General features: G+C 65.5%; 17 protein-coding genes, 3 pseudogenes and 1 riboswitch. Of the genes and pseudogenes, 10 read left to right on the top strand and 10 right to left on the bottom strand.

Translation table 11 applies throughout. The features are described from left to right. Positions 1-48: riboswitch (SAM-SAH riboswitch) on the bottom strand. The 10 genes and pseudogenes from RUTHE_RS17945 to RUTHE_RS02460 form a co-directional block, all read right to left on the bottom strand. Beyond that, positions 21-443: a nitrilase-related carbon-nitrogen hydrolase gene (locus RUTHE_RS17945; RefSeq protein WP_281167462.1), complete on the bottom strand. Its 423-nt coding sequence runs from the start codon at positions 441-443 to the stop codon at positions 21-23. It overlaps the preceding riboswitch by 28 nt. Beyond that, positions 379-1,512 carry an apolipoprotein N-acyltransferase gene (gene lnt / locus RUTHE_RS02495; protein ID WP_021096676.1) on the bottom strand — a complete coding sequence of 378 codons (1,134 nt, stop codon included), beginning with the start codon at positions 1,510-1,512 and terminating at the stop codon, positions 379-381. The genes RUTHE_RS17945 and lnt overlap by 65 nt, the downstream gene beginning before the upstream one ends. 35 nt (positions 1,513-1,547) lie before the next feature. Further along, positions 1,548-2,471 carry a transporter associated domain-containing protein gene (locus tag RUTHE_RS02490; RefSeq protein WP_021096675.1) on the bottom strand — a complete coding sequence of 308 codons (924 nt, stop codon included), beginning with the start codon at positions 2,469-2,471 and terminating at the stop codon, positions 1,548-1,550. Further along, a pseudogene (ybeY, locus tag RUTHE_RS02485) lies at positions 2,464-3,097 on the bottom strand (rRNA maturation RNase YbeY). Before ybeY ends, RUTHE_RS02490 begins: the two are co-directional and overlap by 8 nt. Beyond that, positions 3,045-4,106, bottom strand: coding sequence for a PhoH family protein (locus tag RUTHE_RS02480; protein WP_051150362.1), 1,062 nt, complete (start codon positions 4,104-4,106; stop codon positions 3,045-3,047). Before RUTHE_RS02480 ends, ybeY begins: the two are co-directional and overlap by 53 nt. 428 nt (positions 4,107-4,534) lie before the next feature. Further along, on the bottom strand, positions 4,535-5,005 hold the full coding sequence (locus RUTHE_RS17315; RefSeq protein WP_245542180.1) for an FGGY-family carbohydrate kinase: 471 nt from the start codon (positions 5,003-5,005) through the stop codon (positions 4,535-4,537). 307 nt (positions 5,006-5,312) lie between these two features. Beyond that, positions 5,313-6,002, bottom strand: a pseudogene (locus tag RUTHE_RS18545) (FGGY family carbohydrate kinase); the annotation flags it as partial. Beyond that, a complete protein-coding gene (locus RUTHE_RS02470; RefSeq protein ID WP_021096671.1) occupies positions 6,002-6,958 on the bottom strand; it encodes a transketolase family protein in 957 nt (318 codons plus the stop codon). The pseudogene RUTHE_RS18545 and the gene RUTHE_RS02470, both read right to left, overlap by 1 nt. Then, the gene (locus RUTHE_RS02465; protein WP_021096670.1) at positions 6,958-7,731 is read right to left on the bottom strand and encodes a transketolase; all 774 of its coding nucleotides are present in this window, start codon (positions 7,729-7,731) and stop codon (positions 6,958-6,960) included. Before RUTHE_RS02465 ends, RUTHE_RS02470 begins: the two co-directional genes overlap by 1 nt. A 60-nt stretch (positions 7,732-7,791) precedes the next feature. After that, complete coding sequence (locus RUTHE_RS02460; protein WP_021096669.1) at positions 7,792-9,318, bottom strand: L-fucose/L-arabinose isomerase family protein; 1,527 nt, start codon at positions 9,316-9,318, stop codon at positions 7,792-7,794. Between the two features lie 277 nt (positions 9,319-9,595). Here RUTHE_RS02460 and RUTHE_RS02455 point away from each other — a divergent pair, with 277 nt between their 5' ends. The 10 genes and pseudogenes from RUTHE_RS02455 to RUTHE_RS02410 all read left to right on the top strand — a co-directional run bounded on the left by RUTHE_RS02455 (position 9,596) and on the right by RUTHE_RS02410 (position 21,035). Continuing rightward, on the top strand, positions 9,596-10,540 hold the full coding sequence (locus tag RUTHE_RS02455; protein WP_021096668.1) for a D-ribose ABC transporter substrate-binding protein: 945 nt from the start codon (positions 9,596-9,598) through the stop codon (positions 10,538-10,540). A 56-nt stretch (positions 10,541-10,596) separates the two neighbouring features. Then, positions 10,597-11,220, top strand: coding sequence for a DUF2291 family protein (locus RUTHE_RS02450; RefSeq protein ID WP_021096667.1), 624 nt, complete (start codon positions 10,597-10,599; stop codon positions 11,218-11,220). Further along, the gene (locus RUTHE_RS02445) at positions 11,217-12,746 is read left to right on the top strand and encodes a sugar ABC transporter ATP-binding protein (RefSeq protein WP_021096666.1); all 1,530 of its coding nucleotides are present in this window, start codon (positions 11,217-11,219) and stop codon (positions 12,744-12,746) included. The genes RUTHE_RS02450 and RUTHE_RS02445 overlap by 4 nt, the downstream gene beginning before the upstream one ends. Further along, positions 12,743-13,813, top strand: a complete 1,071-nt coding sequence (locus RUTHE_RS02440) for an ABC transporter permease (RefSeq protein ID WP_021096665.1) — start codon at positions 12,743-12,745, stop codon at positions 13,811-13,813. Before RUTHE_RS02445 ends, RUTHE_RS02440 begins: the two co-directional genes overlap by 4 nt. A 58-nt stretch (positions 13,814-13,871) precedes the next feature. Further along, positions 13,872-14,692 (top strand): annotated as a pseudogene (locus RUTHE_RS02435) (DeoR/GlpR family DNA-binding transcription regulator). 726 nt (positions 14,693-15,418) lie between these two features. After that, complete coding sequence (locus tag RUTHE_RS02430) at positions 15,419-16,606, top strand: ABC transporter substrate-binding protein (RefSeq protein WP_211217717.1); 1,188 nt, start codon at positions 15,419-15,421, stop codon at positions 16,604-16,606. 45 nt (positions 16,607-16,651) lie between these two features. After that, positions 16,652-17,539 carry a carbohydrate ABC transporter permease gene (locus RUTHE_RS02425; RefSeq protein WP_021096661.1) on the top strand — a complete coding sequence of 296 codons (888 nt, stop codon included), beginning with the start codon at positions 16,652-16,654 and terminating at the stop codon, positions 17,537-17,539. Further along, positions 17,536-18,402, top strand: a complete 867-nt coding sequence (locus RUTHE_RS02420; RefSeq protein ID WP_021096660.1) for a carbohydrate ABC transporter permease — start codon at positions 17,536-17,538, stop codon at positions 18,400-18,402. The genes RUTHE_RS02425 and RUTHE_RS02420 overlap by 4 nt, the downstream gene beginning before the upstream one ends. Positions 18,403-18,406: 4 nt before the next feature. After that, on the top strand, positions 18,407-19,951 hold the full coding sequence (locus tag RUTHE_RS02415) for a DUF5060 domain-containing protein (RefSeq protein ID WP_021096659.1): 1,545 nt from the start codon (positions 18,407-18,409) through the stop codon (positions 19,949-19,951). Between the two features lie 13 nt (positions 19,952-19,964). Next, positions 19,965-21,035, top strand: a complete 1,071-nt coding sequence (locus RUTHE_RS02410) for an ABC transporter ATP-binding protein (protein WP_021096658.1) — start codon at positions 19,965-19,967, stop codon at positions 21,033-21,035. Positions 21,036-21,328 lie beyond the last annotated feature (293 nt).

Genomic DNA, 21,328 nt, shown 5'->3' with positions numbered 1-21,328 from the left:
CGCTCCATTGGTTACGCCCGTCACGCCAGGAAGCCGTTGTGACGGGGATGGTCACCCCTAGGGCGGACCGGCCCCGGGGTCAATCCCCCCTGCGGACGATCAGGACGGCCAGCAGAAGCAGGGGCCACGCCGGCCGCTGCCGGCCCGTCGCCCCAGCGCGCATAGGGCGGCGGAGCGATGGCCGGCGGCAGGGGAGCGAGGATCGCGCCCGCCCTGTTCAGCGGCAGCGAGGCCGTCACCCGCCCCCGCGCATCGATCATGGCCGAAATGCCGGTATTGGCCGCCCGCGCCACCGGCATCCCCTGTTCGATGGCCCGCAGCCGCGCAAGCGCCAGATGCTGGCGCGGCCCGCCCCGTTGCCGAACCAGGCATCGTTGATCACGAGCAGCAGCAGACGGGGCCGGGTCCGGGGGCGGCGATCTCCTCGGGGAAGATGCCCTCATAGCAGATCAGCACCCGGGCCGGGCCGATTCCGGGCAGATCGATCAGGGCCGGGCCTGGGCCGGGGGTGAACCCCTGCCCTTCCGAGGCGGCAAGCCCGCGGATCCCCCAGCGTCCCAGAAATTCGCCGAAGGGGATGTATTCGCCGAAGGGGGTCAGATGGGCCTTGTCATAAAGGGCTGTCACCGCCCCCCTCCGGTCCGTCAGCACGAGGCTGTTGAAATAGCGCTCTCCCTCGCGGCGGACGACGCCGGTGGCGAGCGGCGCGCGCCCCGCCTCTGCCCCGGCCGCCAGCACCGGCCCGGCCCATTCCAGCAGCTCGGTCAGGGCCGTTTCGGGCCAGAGGGTCAGGGCGGCCCCCTCGCCTTCGGCGGACAGGGCGAGCAGGCGGCGCAGATGCTCCGGCTGGCGCAGGGGGTCCCATTTCTCGGCCTGCGGGACATCGGGCTGGACCAGGCGCAGGACCGGCGCCTGGGGGTCCGGCGCCGGGGCGGGGCCGGGGTCCAGCCACAGCCACCCCGCGGCGACCGCCGCCAGCCCCGCCACGCCGGCGCGGCGTCCCCATCCCGGCGCCGCCAGCCCCGCCGCCAGGACGAGGGTGAGCAGCGTCAGCCCCTGCGCTCCCCACCAGGCGGCGGTCTGCTCGAGCGGCGTGCCGATCCAGACATGGCCCATCAGCGCCCAGGGAAAGCCGTCGAAGGCGCGAGAGCGGAGCATCTCCGCCCCCGCCCAGAGCGCCGCGAGACCCGTCAGGCCGAGCCGGAGGCGCCGCGCCAGGCCGAAGGCGGCGCCCCAGAACAGCGCCAGCCCCCCAGCCATCAGCAGCAGCGCGAAGGGGGCCATCCAGCCATGGATCTCCGGCTCGACCAGGAAGGGCTCGACGATCCAGTGCAAGGCGACGCCGAAATGCCCTGCCCCGAAGGCCCATCCGGCGGCGAATCCCGCCCCTCCGCGGCGGAAGAGCGCGAAGACGGCGACAAGCGCGGCCAGCGTCGCCAGAGGCAGCGACAGCGGCACCTGTCCCAGCGCCGCCCCCGCCCCCAGCAGAGCGCAGAGCAGAAGCCGCGCCATGCGCGCGCGGCGCCCTTCTGCGGGGGGGGCAGCGGTCAACGGGCGGGGCGCGGCGCGGGCTCCGGCATGGATGCGGGTGCGGGTTCCATCCGCACGCGCAGCCGCCGGATGCGCCGGCTGTCGGCCTCGAGCACCTCGAAGAGGAGGCCGTCGGGATGGCGGATCGTCTCGCCGGGCAGGGGCACATGCCCCGCGAGGTAGAAGACCAGACCGCCGAGCGTATCCACCTCCTCGGCGTCGATATCCTCGTGCGCGGTCAGGTCCAGGCCGATCTCGCGCTCGAACGCGATGATGGGGGCATGGCCCTCGGCGATCCAGACCCCCTCCCCCTCGGGCCAGAAGTCGGGCTTGTCCTCCTCGCGGTCATGTTCATCCATGATCTCGCCCACGACGGTCTCGAGCAGGTCCTCGATGGTGCACAGCCCGTCGGTGCCGCCGTATTCGTCGATCACCAGCGCCATGTGGATGCGCTCGCTCTGCATCTTCTGGAGCAGCGTCGCCAGCGGCATGGAGGGCGGCACATAGAGCAGCGGGCGCAGCATGTCGCGCAGCACGAATTCGCCGGTGGCGCCAAAGCCGTGGCGAAGGGCGACATCCTTGAGATTGACCATGCCGAGCGGGCTGTCGAGCGAGCCCTCGTAGACGGGCACGCGCGTGCGACCCGATTCGCGAAAGACCCGGATCAGGTCGGGCAGCGCAATGGTGACGGGGACGGCGACGATCTCGGCCTTGGGGATGGCGACATCCTCGACGCGCATCCGGCGCAGGTTGCTCAGCGAGGGGGCGGGGGGGGCGGTCCCCGCGGCGGGGCGGACGGGCTCTTCCTCGGGCCGGTTCAGGGCCTCGATGATGCGGGAGAGGAAGCCGCCGCGCCCCGTCGGGTGACTGGGCCCCTCGGGGGGGGCATCGCGCTCTTCGCCCGAGGGGCGGGCGGCGGAAGACGATGAGGCGTCAGACATCCTGAGGGGTCCTGTGCGACGTGGCGGCCTCTTCTGGCAGAGGGGCATAGGGGTCGGCAAGACCGAGCCCCGTCACGATCGCGCTTTCGAGTCCTTCCATGAGGGCCGCATCGGCCTCGCGTTCGTGATCGAAACCCAGCAGATGCAGCGTGGCATGGACAAGCAGATGCAGCGCATGATCGGCAAGCGGCTTGCCGGCCTCGGCGGCCTCGCGGGCGCAGGTCTCCCAGGCGATGGCGATATCGCCCAGCGCCACGGGGCCGGCGGGATCGGGGGCGGGCAGACGCGGCATGGCGCCGGCCCGTCTGGCCCCCCCGTTCGGCCGAGGGCCAGGACAGGACATTGGTCGGACGCGGCTTGCCGCGGAAATCGGCGTTGAGCTCGGCGATGCGGGCATCGTTGCAGCCCAGCAGCGAAACCTCGAAGGCATCGGGGCGCAGCCGCAGATGCAGCAGCGTGGCCCGGACGGCGCGCAGGGCCAGCGTCTCGAGCCCCGCCGCCTCCCAGCGGGCATCCTCGCAGAGCGTCTCGACCAGCGGCGCGCCCGGGGCAGATCCGGTGGGGGCCATGGCCTCAGACTCCCTCGTCGGTCGGGGTCGTTCCGCCCCGCAGCCGCGTCTCGGCATCGGCTTCGTAGGCCGCGACGATGGCCGCCACCAGCGGATGGCGCACCACGTCGCGGGCGGTGAACCGGGTGATGCTGACGCCGGGCACGCCGGAGAGCACCCGTTCGGCCTCCACCAGGCCGGAGACGACGCCGCGCGGCAGGTCGATCTGGGTGCGGTCACCGGTGATCACCATGCGTGAACCCTCTCCCAGCCGGGTCAGGAACATCTTCATCTGCATGGAGGTGGCATTCTGCGCCTCGTCAAGGACGATGAAGGCATGGGACAGGGTGCGCCCGCGCATGAAGGCCAGCGGGGCGATCTCGATGACCTTCTCCTCGATCATCTTCTGGACCTGACGCGCGGGCAGGAAATCGTTCAGCGCATCATAGAGCGGCTGCATGTAGGGATCGACCTTCTCCTTGGCATCGCCGGGCAGGAAGCCCAGCCGCTCTCCCGCCTCGACGGCGGGGCGGCTGAGGATGATCCGATCGACATGACCGCCGAGGAAGAGCGACACGCCCACCGCGACGGCGAGATAGGTCTTGCCCGTTCCGGCCGGGCCGATGCCGAAGGCCAGCTCGTGGTCGTAGAGGGCGCGGACATAGGCGCGCTGGGTCTCGGTCCGCGGCTCGACGACCTTGCGGCGGGTCTTGATCTCGATGCGTCCGCCGGGTCCCTCGCCGAAGAGGTCCTGCTGGCCGGCCGGATCGGCGGCGGGATCGCGCCGCGCCGGGCCCATGCGCAGGGTTGCCTCGATCTCGCCGGGTTCGACGCTGCGGCCGGCCTCGAGCCGCTGATAGAGGCTGTGGAGGACGGCGGCGGCGCGGGTGCGGGCCTCCTCCTCGCCCCAGAGCATCAGGCGATTGCCGCGACGGTTGATCTGCACCCCGAGGCGGTCCTCCACCAGGGCAAGATGGCGGTCATGCTCTCCGCACAGATCGATCAGCAGGAAATTGTCGGGAAATTCGAGGACTGTCTCGCCCGGCTGGGCGGCGGCAGCAGTGGCAGGCAGCGCGGTCACGGCCAGGATCGTCTCTCCCCTCTCAGATCCGCCTCATGGCGGTATGGTGGCCCGGGCGGGGCGCGCGCGCAAGCGCTCCGGCGGGGGCTGTGAGGGAAACGCGCGAAGGGCGGGTCCGGGTCCCGGCGGCCAGCGCATCCCGGCTCTGGCCGGTTCGGGCCGGTTCTGGGCGGCAGGAGGACGAGGGGCGGACAGGCCGGGGCCGGAGCGCGATCTGCCGGACTGGCGACGGGGATGATCCGATGGGCGGGACGGCACGGGGCGCGGGACAGCCCCCGTCCCCATCCCCCGGCCGAGAAGGATATCGGGCTGAGATGCCGGGCCGCTCCCCGATCACCGGGAGCCGTAGAGCAGATGGCAGGGGGCCGAAGAGGCGCCACCGGTCGGCCAGGCGGCGGAGCGCCCCCGCCCCACCCGGATCGGGGATGTCGGCGTCAGGAATGTTGCAGCAGGCGGCCGAGGGCGGCCTGCCAGTTCTCGCGGATGGCCTGGCGGCAGGACGCTTCCATCCGCGGGCGGAACACCGTCACCGCCTCGCCGGCCGGCAACGGCTGACCCAGACTCTCGAAAGCCATCCGGGCGATGCCGAGCGCGCCGATCTCGGGCATCTCGCCCCGCACCACCGGCCGGTCGAGAAGATCGGCCTGAAGCTGCATGAGAAAGTCGTTGGCGCTGCCGCCTCCATCCGCCCGCAGGCTGTCGAGCCGCCGGCCCAGATCCCGCTCCATGGCGGCCAGGACATCGGCGATCTGCAGGACGATCGCCTCGAAGGTGGCGCGGGCGACATGGGCGGGCTCGGTGGCGAGCGTCAGCCCCGACAGGATGCCGCGCGCCGCCTCGTTCCAGTGCGGCGCGCCTAGCCCGGCCAGGGCCGGCACGAAGGCCACCCCTCCGCTGTCCCCCACCCTTTGGGCAAGATCCGAGAGGGCCGCCGCATCGGCAAGCCCCGAGGAGCCGGGCCGCCCAGGCGGCGGCCTGTGTCGAGACGGTGATGTTGCCTTCGAGCGCATGGGCGGCCCCGTCCGCGCGGGTTGACCAGGCGATGGTGCTGGCCAGGCCGCTATGCGAGGCCACGCGCCCGGCGCAAAGCGTCATGAGCGAGGATCCGGTGCCATAGGTCGCCTTCACGATCCCCGGCCCCTGCACCCCATGGCCGTAGAGTGCGGCATGACTGTCCCCCATCACCGCCAGGATGGGCAGACCGGCAGGCAGGACGGTTCCCTCGGCCAGGGCCCCGAAAGGCCCGTCCGAAGGGCGCAGTTCGGGCAGACAGTCCATAGGCACCCCCCAGAGGGCGCGGAGCTCTTCGGACCAGGCGAGACGGTCGATGTCCATCAGTTGGGTTCGTGAGGCATTGCCATGATCGGTGGCAAAGGTTCGGCCGTCCGTCAGGCGCCAGAGAAGCCAGGCATCCACGGTGCCGGCCCGCAGCCACCCCTGTTGCGCCAGCTCGCGCGCGCCCTCGTGCTGGCTCAGAAGCCAGCCCAGCTTTGCCGCCGTCAGCAGGGGATTGGCGGCCAGGCCTGTGGCCGCCTGGATGGCCGGCCCATGGCCCCCGGCCAGAAGGGCGCTGCAGGCCGTCGCGGCACGGCGATCCTGCCACAGAATCGCAGGGGCGATGGGCCGGCCTGTCCGTCCGTCCCAGGCAACCAGTGTCTCGCGCTGATTCGCGATGCCCAGACCGGCGATGCCGGCCGCACCAGCCTGAGCGACAATGTCGGCGATGGCGCCCTGCACGCTGCCCCACAGGGCCTCGGCATCCTGTTCGGCCCAACCGTCGCGGGGATAGCACGACCCGAGCGGGCGGCTGGCGCGGGCCACCACCACGCCGTCTTGATCGATCAGCACGGCCTTGGTGCTGCTCGTGCCCTGGTCGATGGCCAGAAGGCGGGACGCGACCATCACGCTCTCTTCCGCCCCAGCGCACGGCGCACGGCAGCCGCGATGCCCTCCGGCGAGAGGCCGAACCGCTCGAAGAGCCATTCGACTGAACCCGTCGGCACGAAGCCCGGAAAGCCGACACGCTCAACGGGAACGGGGCGATGGGCGGTGACGATTTCCGCCACGGCTCCGCCCAGACCGCCGGAGACATGCGCCTCCTCGACGGTCACGATGGCGCCGGTGGCAGCGGCCTCGCGCACGGCAATCTCGTCCAGCGGGGCGAGCGAGCGCATGTTCACCACGCGCGCGGACACGCCTTCGGCCGCCAGGAGCCCCGCCGCCGCCATTGCCAGATGGACCGTGGTGCCCAGGGTGAGAAGGGCCACATCGCCCCCCTGGCGCAGGACGGTGGCGCGTCCGGGCTCGTAGGGCGCCTGTTCGCCCAGATCCGGGACGGGCATGCGGCTCACCCGGATGAACACCGGGCCGTCATGGGCATGAGCCCAGCGGACCGCGGCCTCCGTCTCGGCCGGATCTGCGGGCACGAGAATGGCCAGGTTCTGCAGCACCCGGAGCCAGGCCAGATCCTCGATCGAATGATGGGTGGGGCCAAGCTCTCCATAGGCCACGCCGGAGGACTGGCCAACCAGCTTGACATTGACATTCGAATAGGCGGCGTCAGCCTTGATCTGCTCCAGCGCACGGCCCGTCAGGAAGGGCGACGCGGCCGAGACGAAGGGGATCTTGCCCCCGTTGGCCAGACCCGCGCCAACCCCCACCATGTTCTGCTCGGCGATGCCGACATTGATGAGGCGGTCGGGAAAGCGCTTCTGGAAGGTGGCCAGCTTCGAGGAGCCGACCGAATCATTGACCACCGCCACAACGCGCGGATCGGCCTCGGCCAGGGCGAGAAGCGTCGCTGACCAGGCCTCCCGGCAATCGCTCAGCCCGGGCTTGAGAGGGGCAGCATGGGCCATCAGACGAGTTCCTTCATCGCTTGCTCGAACTGTTCCCGGTTGGGCACCCCATGGTGCCAGGCAGCCTGGTTCTCCATGAAGGAAACGCCCTTGCCCTTGATCGTGTCGGCAATCACGCAGAGTGGCTTGACCCGGTCGCCCACCGCCCCTCCCAGGACGCGGAGGAGCGCGGCATGGTCATGCCCGTCCACCCGCTCCACATGCCAGCCGAAGGCGCGGAACTTGTCATCGAGCGGCTCGAGCGCATTGGTCTCCTCCGTGCCCGCCCCCTGCTGGAGACGGTTGCGATCCACGATCAGCGTCAGGCGGAACAGGCGGCGATGCCCGGCCGTCATGGCGGCCTCCCAGTTGGATCCTTCCTGCAGCTCGCCGTCGCCGGTGAGGACGAAGGTCCGGAAATCCGCCCCGTCGAGCTGACCCGCGATCGCGATCCCCACGGCGACCGGCAGACCATGGCCAAGCGGCCCGGTATTGGTCTCCACGCCGGGCAGATAGTTGCGATTGGGATGACCGTTGAGCCGCGATCCAGCCTGCATGTAGGTGTCGAGCCATTCCTCGGGATAGAATCCGGCGGCGGCAAGAGCCGTGTAGAGCACCCCCGTGGCATGTCCCTTGGACATGATGAAGCGGTCCCGCCGCGGATCGGACGGATTGCGGGGATCGTGGCGCAAGACCCCGAAATAGAGCGTGGCGAGGATGTCGGCGGCCGAGAAATCCCCGCCCGGATGGCCGAGCTGCGCCTCGTAGACCATGCGGAAGGCCCGCCGGCGCATCCACAACGCCTTCTCGCGGATCAGGGGAAGGGGTCATTGCAGAGGGTCATCGGAGCCCCTTCAGAAGCGACGGACCATGGGGACGAGCACCGGCTCGGGGGGGGTGTCGTGGTCATAAAGCGGCCAGCGGAGATACCGGGTCAGCGCCTCCCCGACGACCGCGGCATGATGCCCGCGCACCATCGCGACATGGTGTTCGAAGCCGTTCTGGGTGACAAACCGCATGAGGCTGCGCAAGCGCGGCACGCGCACCACGGCGATCCCGCCATCCATCCCGTAGGGATCGTCCGTGAATTCGCCCTGGCCGAGATAGGCCTTGAGAGTGCCGGCGCGATCATCCGACGAAATGCGGAAATAGGTCATCGGGCCTGCCTTCACCTTGCCCTTGACCGCACCGAAGCATTTCTCGCGGCCGATCGTCTCGCCCAGGACATCAAGCTCGCCGATCTCGGGGGTGTCGCCGATGAAGCTCCGGGGGAAGTTGCCGCAATGCGTCGCGACGCACATGTCGGGTTCGCGCCCGAAATTGTTGTTCCAGTCGAGGATGGCCGGCGGCGCCCCGGAGGCCAGCGCCAGGGCATACATCGAGAGGGCTCCCATGATGTCCACCTCGCAGGCCGATGGCATCAGCGCCTCGCCCATCATCGACATGGTGACACAGGTGGCACAGCCAAAGTTGTCCTGCAGGCTCCGCCAGCATTGGATTGCCGAGGCGTCGCAGCCGTTCTCCCGGATCCAGCGATCCACGGCGAGCGACCATTTGGCCTGACGGAGGACCTGTTCCGGCCGGACATGCGGCGGAATGCGACCATAACTCCGGATCCGCTCCAGCTTGTCCAGAAGGGCCGGGTCATCATCCCTCACCCGCCCTGCGGCGCCCATCATCTCGGAGAGGTCCACAGTGACCACGGTGATGCCTGCATCCTGCAGGAGCTTTTCCGAATAGCGCATCGTCTGGAATGCGCCGGTACGGGCCCCGATGGCGCCCAGCCGAGCCCCGCGCAGCCCCCTCACCGTGCGGCAGATACGGGCGAACCGATCGAGATCGGCGGCGAATTCCGGTCCTCCCGCATCGACGGTATGCCAGGTCGTCTCCGTGAAGGGGATCCCGTACTGCCAGAAATTGTTGGAAACGCTGATCTTTCCGCAGAAGGCATCGCGCCGCTCCCGGACGGAGACCTTGTCATTCTCGTCGTTCGAGGCCTGCAGGAGGATCGGGACGTTCAGCCGGGCCCGATTGACCAGTTCGACGATGGCGATCTCGTCGCCGAAATTGGGCAGGCAGACGACCAGGCCGTCGATCCTGTCCCGATGGCGCCGGAAGAAGTCCGCATAGAGCTGCGCATCCGCAAGGGACTGGACAGCTCCGTTCTGCGTGGCCTCGAAGGGCAGGATGAGGGCCCCGATGCCAAGGCGTTCGAGCTGGGCGAGCACTTCCTCCCGGGCCTGACGGCAGGGAGCGGGGCTGAAGAAGGCACGGCTGCCGATCACCACGCCCAGGGTCACGGGACGACGGATGGCACTTGCCTGCAGACCGGCGTCCGCCTCGCGGGCGATCAGGTCTTCCGGGGCGGCAGGTGAAATCATGGCTGGGCTCTCCCTGGCGATCGGCGCTCCGCGCCCCCTGACGTTTGTCATCTTTTGATTTCGATTAATATCGGATTCAATCCAAGGCAAGACCGTTCCCTCACGCCCGCAGGCAGAGACCCCCCTCTTCCCTGCGGATCGCAGCGATCGGAGACCGGATCCCCCTCAGATCCGCCTAGAATAAAGAGGCATTCAAAAGGATTTGACAAGAAGAAAATTTTCGATTTCTGTCGATGGCACAGAAACGCCCGAAGGGCGGCTGCAAGGGAGGACAGCCATGAACATCAACCGCCGCGTGCTTCTGGGCTCGCTGGCCTTGGGCGCCACGGGTGTGGTGCCGGCTCTCGCCCAGGATTCGAAGGGGCTGATCGTCATCATCACGCCCAGCCACGACAACCCCTTCTTCAAGGCCGAGGCCGACGGAGCCGACGCGCGCGCCCGGGAACTGGGCTATGAGACCCTGATCCTCGTTCATGACGACGATGCCAACAAGCAGTCCGAGCTGTTCGATCTGGCCATCGCCCGGGGGGCGAAGGCGATCATCCTCGACAATGCGGGCGCAGAGGCCTCGGTCGCACCGATCCAGCGCGCGAAGGATGCCGGCATTCCCAGCTTCCTGATCGACCGCGAGATCACCCAGTCCGGCATCGCGGTGAGCCAGATCGTGTCGAACAACTATCAGGGTGCGCAGCTGGGGGCCGAGGAGTTCGTGCGCCTGATGGGCGAGGAAGGCGAATATGTCGAGCTGCTGGGCAAGGAGTCCGATACCAATGCGGGCATCCGCTCCGCAGGCTATCATGACATCATCGATCAGTATCCGGGCCTGACGATGGTCGCCCAGCAGACCGCCAACTGGTCCCAGACCGAGGCCTATGCGGTCATGGAGTCCATGCTTCAGGCCAATCCGGGGATCAAGGGCGTGATCTCGGGCAATGACACGATGGCCATGGGGGCCTGGGCCGCGCTCGAGGCAGCCGGGCGGACGGACGTGATCGTGGTCGGCTTCGACGGATCGAACGATGTGCGTGACTCGATCCTTGCGGGGGGGATCAAGGCAACCGTGCTGCAACCGGCCTATGCGATCGCCCAGATGGCGGTGGACCAGGCCCACAGGTATCTGACGGAGGGCACGACGGGTCTGGAGGAAAAGCAGCTCGTGGACTGCGTGCTCATCACCCCCGAGAATGCAAGCCGGCTCGAGACCTTCTCGCTCGCCTCGTGATGCCGCCCGGGCGGCCCGGTCGGGGCCGCCCTTCGTCGCCACCTCCGGGCTTGCCCATGATTCGCACCCTTCTGCTGTGCCTGTCGGCAACCGCGCTCCTGACGGGCTGCAAGATCGTCCAGAAGGCGCCCCAAGACGGGGCGGACGCACCGGCCAGCCATGTCGAGCAGGTGGTGCTGGACAGCTATGAAACGCAGCTTCTGCCCCATGTGTCCGCGGCCGCCGTGGAGTTCGGAACCCTTCGGGCCGCCCTGGCCGGTGGTCTGGAGGCTGCAGGCGCCGCGCATGGGATTCAGGCGGCGGGCGGCGGGGCCTGGAACTTCCTGACCAGGGGAGAGGGGATGATCGTGGGCGGCGACCGCGAATCGAGGGCGGCGACACTGGATGTCGATGCGGATGGCGACGGGGCCGGCGATCTGCAGATCCAGATCGGTCCCATCGTCAGGGGAACGGCATTGCGGGATGCCGCGCCCTTCTATGTGTTCACCGATTTCAAGGACCAGATCGAGTTTGCCGATCTGGCACGGGCCCTCAACAGCCGCGCGACCGCTGATCTGGCCCTGCCCGGGGGCGATCTCACCGGCCGGTCCGTCGCCTTCGAAGGCGCCTTCGCGCTGCGCAGCGCCACGGATCCGATCCTGCTTGTTCCGACACGGCTGGTGCTGGAGGACAGCGAATGAGCGATCATCCCATCGGCCTTTCGATCCGGGGCGGGATCAAGATCTATCCGGGAACGACAGCGCTCCGATCCGTGGACTTCGATGTGCGGATGGGGGCCGTGAATGTCCTGGTCGGCGAGAACGGCGCAGGCAAGTCGACCCTCATGAAGGTCATCGCCGGCGTCGAACCGCTGACCGAAGGGCGGATCGAGATGGAAGGTCGGCTGGTCCATTTCCGCTCCCCCCGCGAGGCGGAGCGGCACGGGATCGGCATCGTCTTCCAGGAGCTGAATCTGTTTCCCGATCTGTCGGTGGCCGACAACATCTTCATCGCCCATGAACGGACGCGCGCCCGGATCGACATCGATCGCCGCAGCCAGCGAGAGACGGTCCGCGCTCTGATGCGGAAGCTGGAGCATGATATCGACCCGGACATGCGGGCGGGCGATCTGAGCATCGGCCAGCAGCAGATCGTCGAGATCGCCAGAAGCCTTGCCAGAGGTGCTCGCATCCTGATCCTCGATGAGCCGACTTCGGCCCTCTCGGCGGCCGAGGTGGAGGTGCTGTTCAGGATCATCGCCGAACTGAAGGCCCAGGGCGTGGGGATCGTCTACATCTCGCACCGGCTGGACGAGCTGATCCGTATCGGCGACTACATCACGGTTCTCCGGGACGGAGTCATCACCGGCTCGCGGCCGATGGAGGGCGTCGATCTGGCCTGGATCGTGCGCAGCATGATCGGGGACAGCTCCCGGGACTTCCCGCGGGGGGGCCCGTTTCGGCCCGGCAGGGAACTGCTGCGGGCCGAGGAGATCTGTCTGCCCCGACCCGGTGGCGGCTGGGCCGTCGATCATGTCTCTTTCTGCGTGCACGAGGGAGAGATCCTGGGCATCTACGGGCTCATGGGGGCCGGGCGGTCCGAGCTCCTGGGCTGTCTCATCGGTCAGTATCCCCATGCGGGCGGGCGCATCCTCCTGGCCGGCGAGACGCTGCAGGGCGATGTCGCAAAGCGGATCCGCAAGGGCCTGGCCCTGATCCCCGAGGATCGCAAGAATGACGGGCTGATCGGCACCCTGGCGATCCGTGAGAACCTGACCCTGTCCTCCCTGCGAGACTTCACGCGGATCTGGCATCTGGATCTGCGAGCCGAGATCCGGGCAGCGCTCGATTATGTGAAACGCCTCGCCATCAAAGCGGCCTCGATCGAGAACCCGGTATTCAGCCTTTCAGGCGGCAACCAGCAGAAGGTGGTGATCGGCAAGGCCCTGATGACCCGGCCCCGGGTCCTCCTGATGGATGAACCTTCGCGGGGGATCGACATCGGCGCCAAGGGCGAGGTCTTCCGGGTGATGCGCCAACTGGCCGGACAGGGGCTGGGGATCGTTTTCGTGACATCGGATCTCGATGAGGTCCTGTCCCTCAGCGACCGGATCATCGTGATGAGCGATGGCCGGGTTGCGGCCCGTTTCGACGCGGCCGACGCCGATCCGGCCAGCCTGGCCGCGGCCGCCGCACCCCTCTCCTCTTCCCTGAAGGATGCTGCATGACCGCCGCACCCCGCCCCATTCCTTCGCGTCCGGTCTCCGGCTGGGGACCTGCGCTGCTGCTGCTTCTCAGGCTGCGGACCTTCGTGGCCCTCATCCTGGTGTTCACGTTCTTCGCTGTCGCCGCACCGAATTTCCTGTCCTCGGCGAACATGGTCATCATGGCCAAGCATGTCGCCCTCAATGCCCTGCTGGCCATCGGCATGACCTTTGTCATCATCACCGGCGGGATCGACCTTTCGGTAGGCTCCATCGTGGGCCTTTGCGGCATGGTGGCAGGATGGCTGCTGCTGCACGGAATCGACCTTGGCTTCAGCTGGACGATCCAGCTCAACACCCTGGAAATCTGCCTCATTGTCCTGGGCGTCGGTGTGGGCGTGGGGGCGATCAACGGTCTCCTCATCACCCAGCTCAATGTGGCCCCGTTCATCGCCACGCTGGGAACGCTGTATGTCGCGCGAGGGGCGGCGCTCCTGTCCTCCGACGGCAAGACCTTCCCGAATCTCGTGGGCAATCCTGATTACGGATCGCAGGGTTTCCCGGTGCTGGGGGCGGGCAGCTGGCTCGGCATTCCGATCGCGATCTGGATTCTGGTCGCGGTCGCGGTCACGGCCTCCTATGTGGCGAACCGGACGCCGCTCGGCCGGCATGTCTATGCCGTGGGCGGCAACGAGAGAGGCGCCGCCCTCTCGGGCGTCAAGGTCAACCGCATCAAGCTGATCGTCTACATGTTCTCGGGCTTCTGCGCGGCGCTGGTGGGCCTCATCATCGCGTCCCAGCTCCAGGCAGCCCATCCCGCAACGGGCGAAACCTTTGAACTCAATGCCATCGCGGCAGCCGTGCTGGGGGGAACATCGATGTCCGGGGGCCGGGGTCGTATCGGCGGAACGATCATCGGTGCCTTCGTGATCGGGGTCCTGTCGGACGGGTTGATCATGATGGGCGTTTCCTCCTTCTGGCAGACCGTCATCAAGGGGCTGGTCATCATCGCCGCGGTCGTCGTGGATCAGATGCAGAGCCGGCTTCAGGCCCGCGTCGTCCTTCAGCAGCAGGCTGCTCTGAGCCGCTGAAGGATCCGGAAAGACGACTTGTCCGCCGCTTCTCTCCGCTTTAACTCGAAGGAGAACAGTGGAGGCCAAGGTGGAAACGAAACCGATCGAGATCCGGCCGGAAGTCCAGCCCGGCCTTCTCTCCGAGCCCCGCCGCCGCCGCATCCTGGAATGGCTTCAGGAGGAAGGCAGTGCCCGTGTGCGCGACCTGGCCGCCGCCTTCCAGGTCTCGGAAGCAACGATCCGTCAGGACCTGGAGCGGCTCGAGGCCGATGGCCATATCACGCGCGAGCATGGCGGCGCCTATCTCAACACCGTTCCCGTGCAGGTCGGCGCGCTGGCGCTCCAGCACAGCGAGAACATGGACAAGAAGCGGCGCATCGGCGCCCTCGCGGCCAGCCTCGTGCGGGACGGGGAAACCCTCATCCTCGACGCCGGCTCCACGACCACCGAAGTAGCCACACGCCTGAAGGATCGCCGCAACCTGACCGTCATCACGACCGCCCTCAACATCGCCCTGATCCTGGGCGCGGTCCCCGGTCTGGCCGTCCACATGCCGGGGGGACAGTTCAAGGCCCCGACCCTCTCGCTGTCCGGCGACGCATCGGCCGAATATTTCCGGAACATCTGGGCGGGGAAGCTCTTCCTCGCCACGCGGGGGTGAGCCTCGATGCCGGCCTCACCTATCCGAGTTTCGCCGATCTTCAGCTGAAGAAGGCCATGATTGCCGCGGCGGCACGGGTCTATCTGGTCGCGGACTCTACCAAGATCAACAAGTCCTCATTCACCCGGCTGGGCGATCTCGAGGTCGTGCATTCCTTCATCACCGACGACGGAATCAGCGACAAGGACGCCAAGGAATTCGAGCGTCGAGGCATCGAAGTGCTCATCGCGAGCTGAGGGCCGCCCCCGGACGGCTTCGCACCCGCCTCCCCCATGGCGGACATGACCGCGGCGCAGGGATGATGGCGCCGGCCAGAGATGACGGCACCTGACCGGGAACCGGCAGGCTGACCGCTTTCGGGCCGGGTCCGCTCCGCCAACCCAAAGGACGAGAACCAAGCCCGCATGGCACGCGAGCGCCAATCATCGGGATGGCGCAGGCAGGCCGAGACCGATCCGTGCCCCAGGCAACAGAGGGGGCGAACGCGATCCCCCCCCTGCCGGGGCCTGTCATGGCGCGGCGGGAATGGCCAGAGGCCATCATCGGCGGCCGCACGAAATCCGCCCCGTCAGGATTGCCTTCGCCTTCCTGCGAATTGATTCGGAACGGTCCCTCCCCTCGCTGTGGCAAGGCCGCCCTGCCCTTACCTGCCCTGTCGGCGGTTTCACGGCCCCTGAAGTTCTTGCAGCACCGTCATGTGAGCCCCGGCGCATCCCCCTGCCCAAGGCGGGCCGAGCGCATGACGAGGAAGAATCGGAATCACTTGCGCAAGCTTTTTGTCAGCTGCACAGCACGAGGACAGAGACAGAAAAAAATGAGACAATACGAAAATATTCTTGATAGATCACGAAAATCGCCATATCCCGTAGGAGGGAAAAAACCCGCAATCCATGGGAGGAGAACCGATGCAGGGCTGTCGGGCGCTAAGAACTACCCTTTCCACCCTTGCCGTGATGGCAGGCATGAGCGGCGGCGCGGCGGCGCAGGAACTGACGGTATGGACCCTGACCGGCGCGGTGGAAGCCGAGAACGCAGCCTGGGCGCAGATCATCGAGGAGTTCGAGGCCGCCAATCCGGGCGTCACGATCAGAATCGAGCAGCGTTCCGTGGACGAGCACAAGGCGGCCCTGCGGGTTGCGGCCCGTTCCGATCAGGGGCCCGACATCTACTTCATGTGGGCGGGACTTGGTCTTGGCGGAGAGTTCGTCCAGGCGGGACTGTCGGCGCCTCTCGATGCCTATTATGAGCAGTATGGCTGGGAAGACCGTCTCCTGCCCTCGGCCATGGGTTTCACGACGGCCTTCACCGAAGAGCGGCACGGCGTGCCCTACTCTTTTGCCGGCGAAGCCGTGTACTACAACAAGGCGCTGTTCGAGCAGGCGGGCATCACCGCCGAACCGCAGACCTATGAGGAGCTCAAGGCGGCGGCCGATGCCCTCAAGGCAGCAGGGATTCCGGCCTTTACCTTCGGCGGCACCGTCAACTGGCACCTGATGCGTCTGATGGACGTCATCCTGGAGACGAAATGCGGGGCCGAAACACATGACGCCCTCAAGGCGATGACCGCAGACTGGACAACCACGCCCTGCGCGGTCGAGTCCTTTGCCGAGCTGGCGGATTGGTCGGCCAACCATATCCTCTCTCCTTTCATGGGAATTGATCAGGCTCAGTCCTTCAATCTCTTCCTGGCCAATCGTGCTGCCATGATGCTTGAAGGCGACTGGCTTGTGGGCCAGATCAGTCAGGCGGCGCCGATCGAGGGGTTCGACCTGTTCATCTTTCCGACCGGAACCGGCCGCCTCTACGGTTTTGCCGAATACCTCTACATCTCGAGCAGATCCGAACACCCCGACCTCGCGGCAAAGTTCCTCGACTACCTTCTCTCCGACGAGGTGCAGCAGCGCCATCTGGGGGCTTTTGGGGCAATTTCGGTCAACCGGAATGTCGAGTACCAGGACGTCGGAGATGCCGAGCAGCAATGGCTCGACATCTTTGCTGATCATTCCGAGATCTTCGTGAACGGCGATCAGGCCTTTCCGCTTGACGTGACGACTGAATATTTCCGGGTCATCAACGAAGTTGCCCAGGGCAACATGACGCCGGAAGAAGGCGCTGCTGCAATGCAGAGCTTCATTGTCAACCGGGGTTGATCGCAATGGGAGGGGCGCTGCCCCTCCCATGATCTGGAGGATATCATGATGCGCCGCTCGCTGCGACCGCAAGCAGAGGGCTACATGCTCCTGCTGCCGGCGCTCGTCGTGTATCTGATCTTTGCCTTCTACCCGATGATTGACGTCATCCGTCAATCCTTTTCGGAATGGAACGGCCTTGATGCGCAAAGCCGCTTTGTCGGCTGGAACAACTATCGCGTCGTGCTGACCCAGGATCCCGTGTTCTGGGGTGCGCTCGTCAACACCGTGCTCTGGACGCTTGCCGCAATTACCTTGCCGAATCTCATCGCTTTCGGCTTGGCTCTCGCGCTCAACCAGAGCTTGCCGGCCAGGGGAACGCTGAGGGCAATTTTCTACCTTCCGGTGATCATTGCCTCGATTGCGGTGGCAACGATCTGGCGGTGGATGTACGATCCCTTTTTCGGCCTTTTCAATTCCCTGCTAACGGAGTGGGGCATGTCCGGCTGGATCCAGGATTGGCTGGGGAACCGAAAGCTTGCGCTCTGGTCGGTCTTTGTGGCGCATCTGTGGTCCAGTGTCGGGTTCTCGATGGTCCTGTTCCTGGCGGGTCTGCAGGGTGTTTCACAGACCTTGATCGAGGCAGCCAGGATCGACGGCGCCGGTCGCTACGCAGTCTTCCGGCACGTGACCCTTCCTGCCCTGGGACCCACCATCACGATCGTTTTGGTCCTGTCCCTCATCAACTCGCTCAAGGCCTTCGACATCGTCTATGGAATGACAGGCGGAGGCCCTGCGCAATCGACACAGATGCTTGCCATGTGGGCCTATACACAGGCCATGCAGCTTGGCTCTTTCGGTCGCGGGGCTGCGGTTTCGGTGATCCTTCTCATCATCACCCTCGTCATCGTCATTCCCTATCTGCGCTGGACACTGAGGAGAAGCACGACATGACTCTGGCCAGCCGCTTCTTCCGTCAGCCTGGATCTGCTCATCTTGATCCGATTCTCGTCGGCCTGTGGATTTCCCTGATCATCCTGGCTGCCCTCTGGATCGCCCCGTTCATCTTCATTGTCTTCACCTCGCTCAAATCAGCAGCCGAGGTCATGGGATCCAGCGCCTTCTCGCCTCCGGCCGATTATGCATGGGAAAATTACTCGGCCGCATGGCAACGCGGAAATTTTACGACAGCCAGCTTCAACAGCATCATCATCACGGCCATCAAGGTCCCGCTCGGACTGTTTCTGAGCGCCATGGCAGCCTATGCCCTGGCCTGTGTTCGAATGCGCTGGAGAAAGCTGTTCTTCGTTGTCGTCCTGTTCGGAACGATGATCCCCTTTCAGGTGATGCTGGCACCCATCTTTCGCCAGGTAAATGCATTCGGTCTCATTAATACTTATCCGGGAATCATTCTTCCGTATCTGGCTTTCGGCGTTCCTTATCAGGTCTTTATCCTGCACGGCTTTTTTTCTGCAGTACCCCGAGAGCTTTCAGAGGCAGCACGGATTGACGGCGCTTCCCACTTCGTAATCTTCCGTCGGATCTTCCTTCCGATTTCGCTTCCCGTGCTGGCTGCCCTCTTCATCCTCGACTTCGTGGCAACCTGGAACGAATTCGCGATGGCCCTTGTCATTCTGCAGGATTCCGACATGTGGACTCTTCCGCTTGGGCTGATGGCATTCCAGAGCCAGTTCCAGAGCAACTACGGGCAGCTCAACGCCGCGATTGTGATGACAGTCCTCCCGGCGGTCATCGTTTACCTCATCTTCCAGCGCTACTTCGTAGCCGGACTTGTTTCCGGCGCCGTCAAGGAGTGATGTCATGACTCATATTCAAGCCGGTCCTGGTTCTCGCACAAGCGGACATGTCTACGACATGTGCGAATTCGTGTTCGCCGGTCCTGCAGAGGGGAATCCGTATCTTGATGTAAAATTCACAGGCACCTTCTCACTTGGGAACCGCAGAATTCAGGTTCCGGGTTTCTACGACGGTGAAGGACGCTATGTCCTGCGTTTCATGCCGGATACCGAGGGTGAATGGAATTGGCTCACCCGTTCCTCCGCCTCCGGCCTCGACAGGCTTTCAGGGCAACTGAGTGTTGCGCCCGCGCGCCCCGGAGTTCATGGCCCGGTAAGAGTGCGCAACCGTTTTCACTTTGCCTATGACGATGGGGAATCTTTCTTTCCTTTTGGCACAACTTGTTATGCATGGACGCAACAGCCGTTGCCTCTACAGGAACAGACTCTCGCCACGCTTGCCATGACGGGTTTCAACAAGATCCGCATGGCGATCTTTCCAAAGGATTATCCTTTCAATGTCAACGAGCCGCTTCATCCGATCTTCATGACCAGGACTGATGGCGGACTGGATTTTGATCGGCCAAACTTTTCTGCTTTCCGCCATTTCGAGACCCAGGTCGCGCGCCTCATGGACATGGGAATCGAGGCCGATGTCATCCTTTTCCATCCCTACGACCGCTGGGGGTATGCGGATATGAGTCCAGAGCAGGACTGCCGCTATGTTGCCTACATGGCTGCCCGTCTGAGCGCGTTCCGGAATGTCTGGTGGTCGCTTGCCAATGAGTACGACTTCCTCCTCAATACCAAGCCGGTCAGTCTCTGGGATCGCTTCTGCCATATTCTTGAAGAGAATGACCATGTCGGCCATCTCCGCTCGATTCACAACGGTGATCCGAATATGAACTTCGATCATCGCAAGCCGTGGATCAGCCATGTCTGCATCCAGAACTGGGATGTGAAGCGGACGCCGGAATGGCGGATTGCCTATGGCAAGCCCGTGGTGAACGATGAACCCGAGTATGAGGGGAATATCTATCCAGCCTGGGGGAACATCACCGCACAGGAGCTTGTCCACCGTTTCTGGATCACCGTGATGCGGGGCGGTTATGCCGGACATGGAGAAACCTATGCTGATCCCGATGACGTGATCTGGTGGGCAAAGGGGGGCCGTCTCAAGGGCGAAGCCTGGAAACGCATTGCCTTTCTGAGACGCCTTCTCGAAGAGGATGTAACTGAGGGCCTCGAGCCCATGGGAACCAACAATGACTGGCCATGGACCCGCATTTCAGGCGCAGCGGATGCAGGCGGCCGGGTCCGTTATATCTATTTTGGTGAACACCAGCCCAACGAGTGGACGACCGGACTCCCCACCGATGGAGGGCATTACCGGGTGGATCTCATCGACACCTGGAACATGACCATCGAACCGGCCGAGATCGTGCCGCCCCTCATTCCCCATCCGACGCGTCATGGTGGCGTCGTACGGGGCGGGGTTCCCGATGCGGATTTCGGTGTGAAACTGCCCGGTCGCCCTTACCTTGCGCTCCGAATCCGGAAGCTTTCCTGAGAAGAGGACCATCATGGCATCCGTTGCGATCCGTGGACTCAAGAAGGCCTATGGCAGCGTCCCCGTCATTCATGGCGTGGACATCGACATTGAAGACGGGGAATTCGTCGTGCTTGTCGGTCCTTCCGGCTGCGGCAAGTCCACGCTGTTGCGCATGATTGCTGGACTCGAGTCGATCAGTGACGGAGAGATCACGATCGATGGTCGGCGGGTCAACGATCTGGAACCCAAGGATCGCGACATTGCCATGGTGTTTCAGAATTATGCCCTCTACCCGCAGATGACGGTTGCGCAAAACATGGGCTTTGCCCTTGAGCTTGCCGGCCGCCGACGTGCCGAGATCCAGGCCGAGATTGCCCGTGCGGCCGAGATTCTTTCGCTGACACCCTTGCTGGACCGCAAACCGGCTCAGCTCTCGGGAGGGCAGCGCCAGCGGGTGGCCATCGGGCGGGCCATAGTCCGGCATCCCAAGGTGTTTCTCTTCGACGAACCCCTTTCCAATCTGGACGCCAAGTTGCGCGTGCAGATGCGCTCGGAAATCAAGGCGCTCCATCGTCGCCTTCGTGCCACCATCGTCTATGTGACGCATGACCAGGTGGAGGCGATGACCATGGCAGACCGGATCGTCGTCATGAATGGGGGCCGCGTGGAGCAGATCGGCCAGCCTCTGGATCTTTATGATCATCCTGCCAATCTCTTCGTTGCCCAGTTCATCGGCAGCCCTGCCATGAACATTCTACCTGCCGTTGCGGTTGCGCCGGGACAGCTGCGTCTTTCGGACGGTTCCGTGATCGCTGCGCCTCCGGGCTTCCCGCTCCGCCATGGGCGGGAAATACACTATGGCCTCCGTCCCGAGGATGTCCGTTTCGGAGAAGGTCTTCCCGGGCATGTCATCGATGTGGAACCGACAGGATCCGAAACCTTTCTTGTCGTGAGCGTGGCCGGTCACGAAATCATGGCGCTGGCCAAGGAACGCCTGATGGTCGCTCCCGGCGATCCGATTCAGGTCGCCCTTGAGAGCCCAAAGGCGCATCTCTTTGATGCGAAGAACGGTCTGCGGCTCCGCTTGCCGGATGCGGCGTGACGCCCCGTTTCCCGTCAGCGCGTGCAGAGGGCGGCACGGGCCACCACCGGAGCATGCCGCCGCCCTGCCCCAACCTTGTCCTGCCTGTATCCCCCCCGCAGGGGGCGCATCATGGCAAAGGGGCCGCAGCCCTGCGGCTGCGGCCCCTTGCGGTCTCCTCCCGGAGAGGCCATCCGGGAGCCCTGAGAGACCTGACGGAAGCGTGATGCCGGAAAGAGCGCCCGGGACCGCATCCCCGGACGGACGCAACCGCCGGGATCGCGCCAAGGGAACGGGACAGCGCGGCATGGCAA

Source organism: Rubellimicrobium thermophilum DSM 16684, assembly GCF_000442315.1.
In the GTDB taxonomy this organism is placed as follows: domain Bacteria; phylum Pseudomonadota; class Alphaproteobacteria; order Rhodobacterales; family Rhodobacteraceae; genus Rubellimicrobium; species Rubellimicrobium thermophilum.
The sequence above is the reverse complement of the archived record's forward strand: the minus strand, read 5'-3'. Positions and strand labels throughout refer to the sequence as shown.

Coding starts and splice junctions, on each gene's coding strand:
- RUTHE_RS02430 (WP_211217717.1), top strand. CDS start 15,419: ATGAGCGGCGGCGCGGCGGCGCAGGAACTGACGGTATGGACCCTGACC.
- lnt (WP_021096676.1), bottom strand. CDS start 1,512: ATGGCGCGGCTTCTGCTCTGCGCTCTGCTGGGGGCGGGGGCGGCGCTG.
- RUTHE_RS02440 (WP_021096665.1), top strand. CDS start 12,743: ATGACCGCCGCACCCCGCCCCATTCCTTCGCGTCCGGTCTCCGGCTGG.
- RUTHE_RS02450 (WP_021096667.1), top strand. CDS start 10,597: ATGATTCGCACCCTTCTGCTGTGCCTGTCGGCAACCGCGCTCCTGACG.
- RUTHE_RS02425 (WP_021096661.1), top strand. CDS start 16,652: ATGATGCGCCGCTCGCTGCGACCGCAAGCAGAGGGCTACATGCTCCTG.
- RUTHE_RS02470 (WP_021096671.1), bottom strand. CDS start 6,958: ATGGCCCATGCTGCCCCTCTCAAGCCCGGGCTGAGCGATTGCCGGGAG.
- RUTHE_RS02410 (WP_021096658.1), top strand. CDS start 19,965: ATGGCATCCGTTGCGATCCGTGGACTCAAGAAGGCCTATGGCAGCGTC.
- RUTHE_RS02460 (WP_021096669.1), bottom strand. CDS start 9,318: ATGATTTCACCTGCCGCCCCGGAAGACCTGATCGCCCGCGAGGCGGAC.
- RUTHE_RS02415 (WP_021096659.1), top strand. CDS start 18,407: ATGACTCATATTCAAGCCGGTCCTGGTTCTCGCACAAGCGGACATGTC.
- RUTHE_RS17945 (WP_281167462.1), bottom strand. CDS start 443: ATGAGGGCATCTTCCCCGAGGAGATCGCCGCCCCCGGACCCGGCCCCG.
- RUTHE_RS02455 (WP_021096668.1), top strand. CDS start 9,596: ATGAACATCAACCGCCGCGTGCTTCTGGGCTCGCTGGCCTTGGGCGCC.
- RUTHE_RS02490 (WP_021096675.1), bottom strand. CDS start 2,471: ATGTCTGACGCCTCATCGTCTTCCGCCGCCCGCCCCTCGGGCGAAGAG.
- RUTHE_RS02420 (WP_021096660.1), top strand. CDS start 17,536: ATGACTCTGGCCAGCCGCTTCTTCCGTCAGCCTGGATCTGCTCATCTT.
- RUTHE_RS02445 (WP_021096666.1), top strand. CDS start 11,217: ATGAGCGATCATCCCATCGGCCTTTCGATCCGGGGCGGGATCAAGATC.
- RUTHE_RS02465 (WP_021096670.1), bottom strand. CDS start 7,731: ATGCGCCGGCGGGCCTTCCGCATGGTCTACGAGGCGCAGCTCGGCCAT.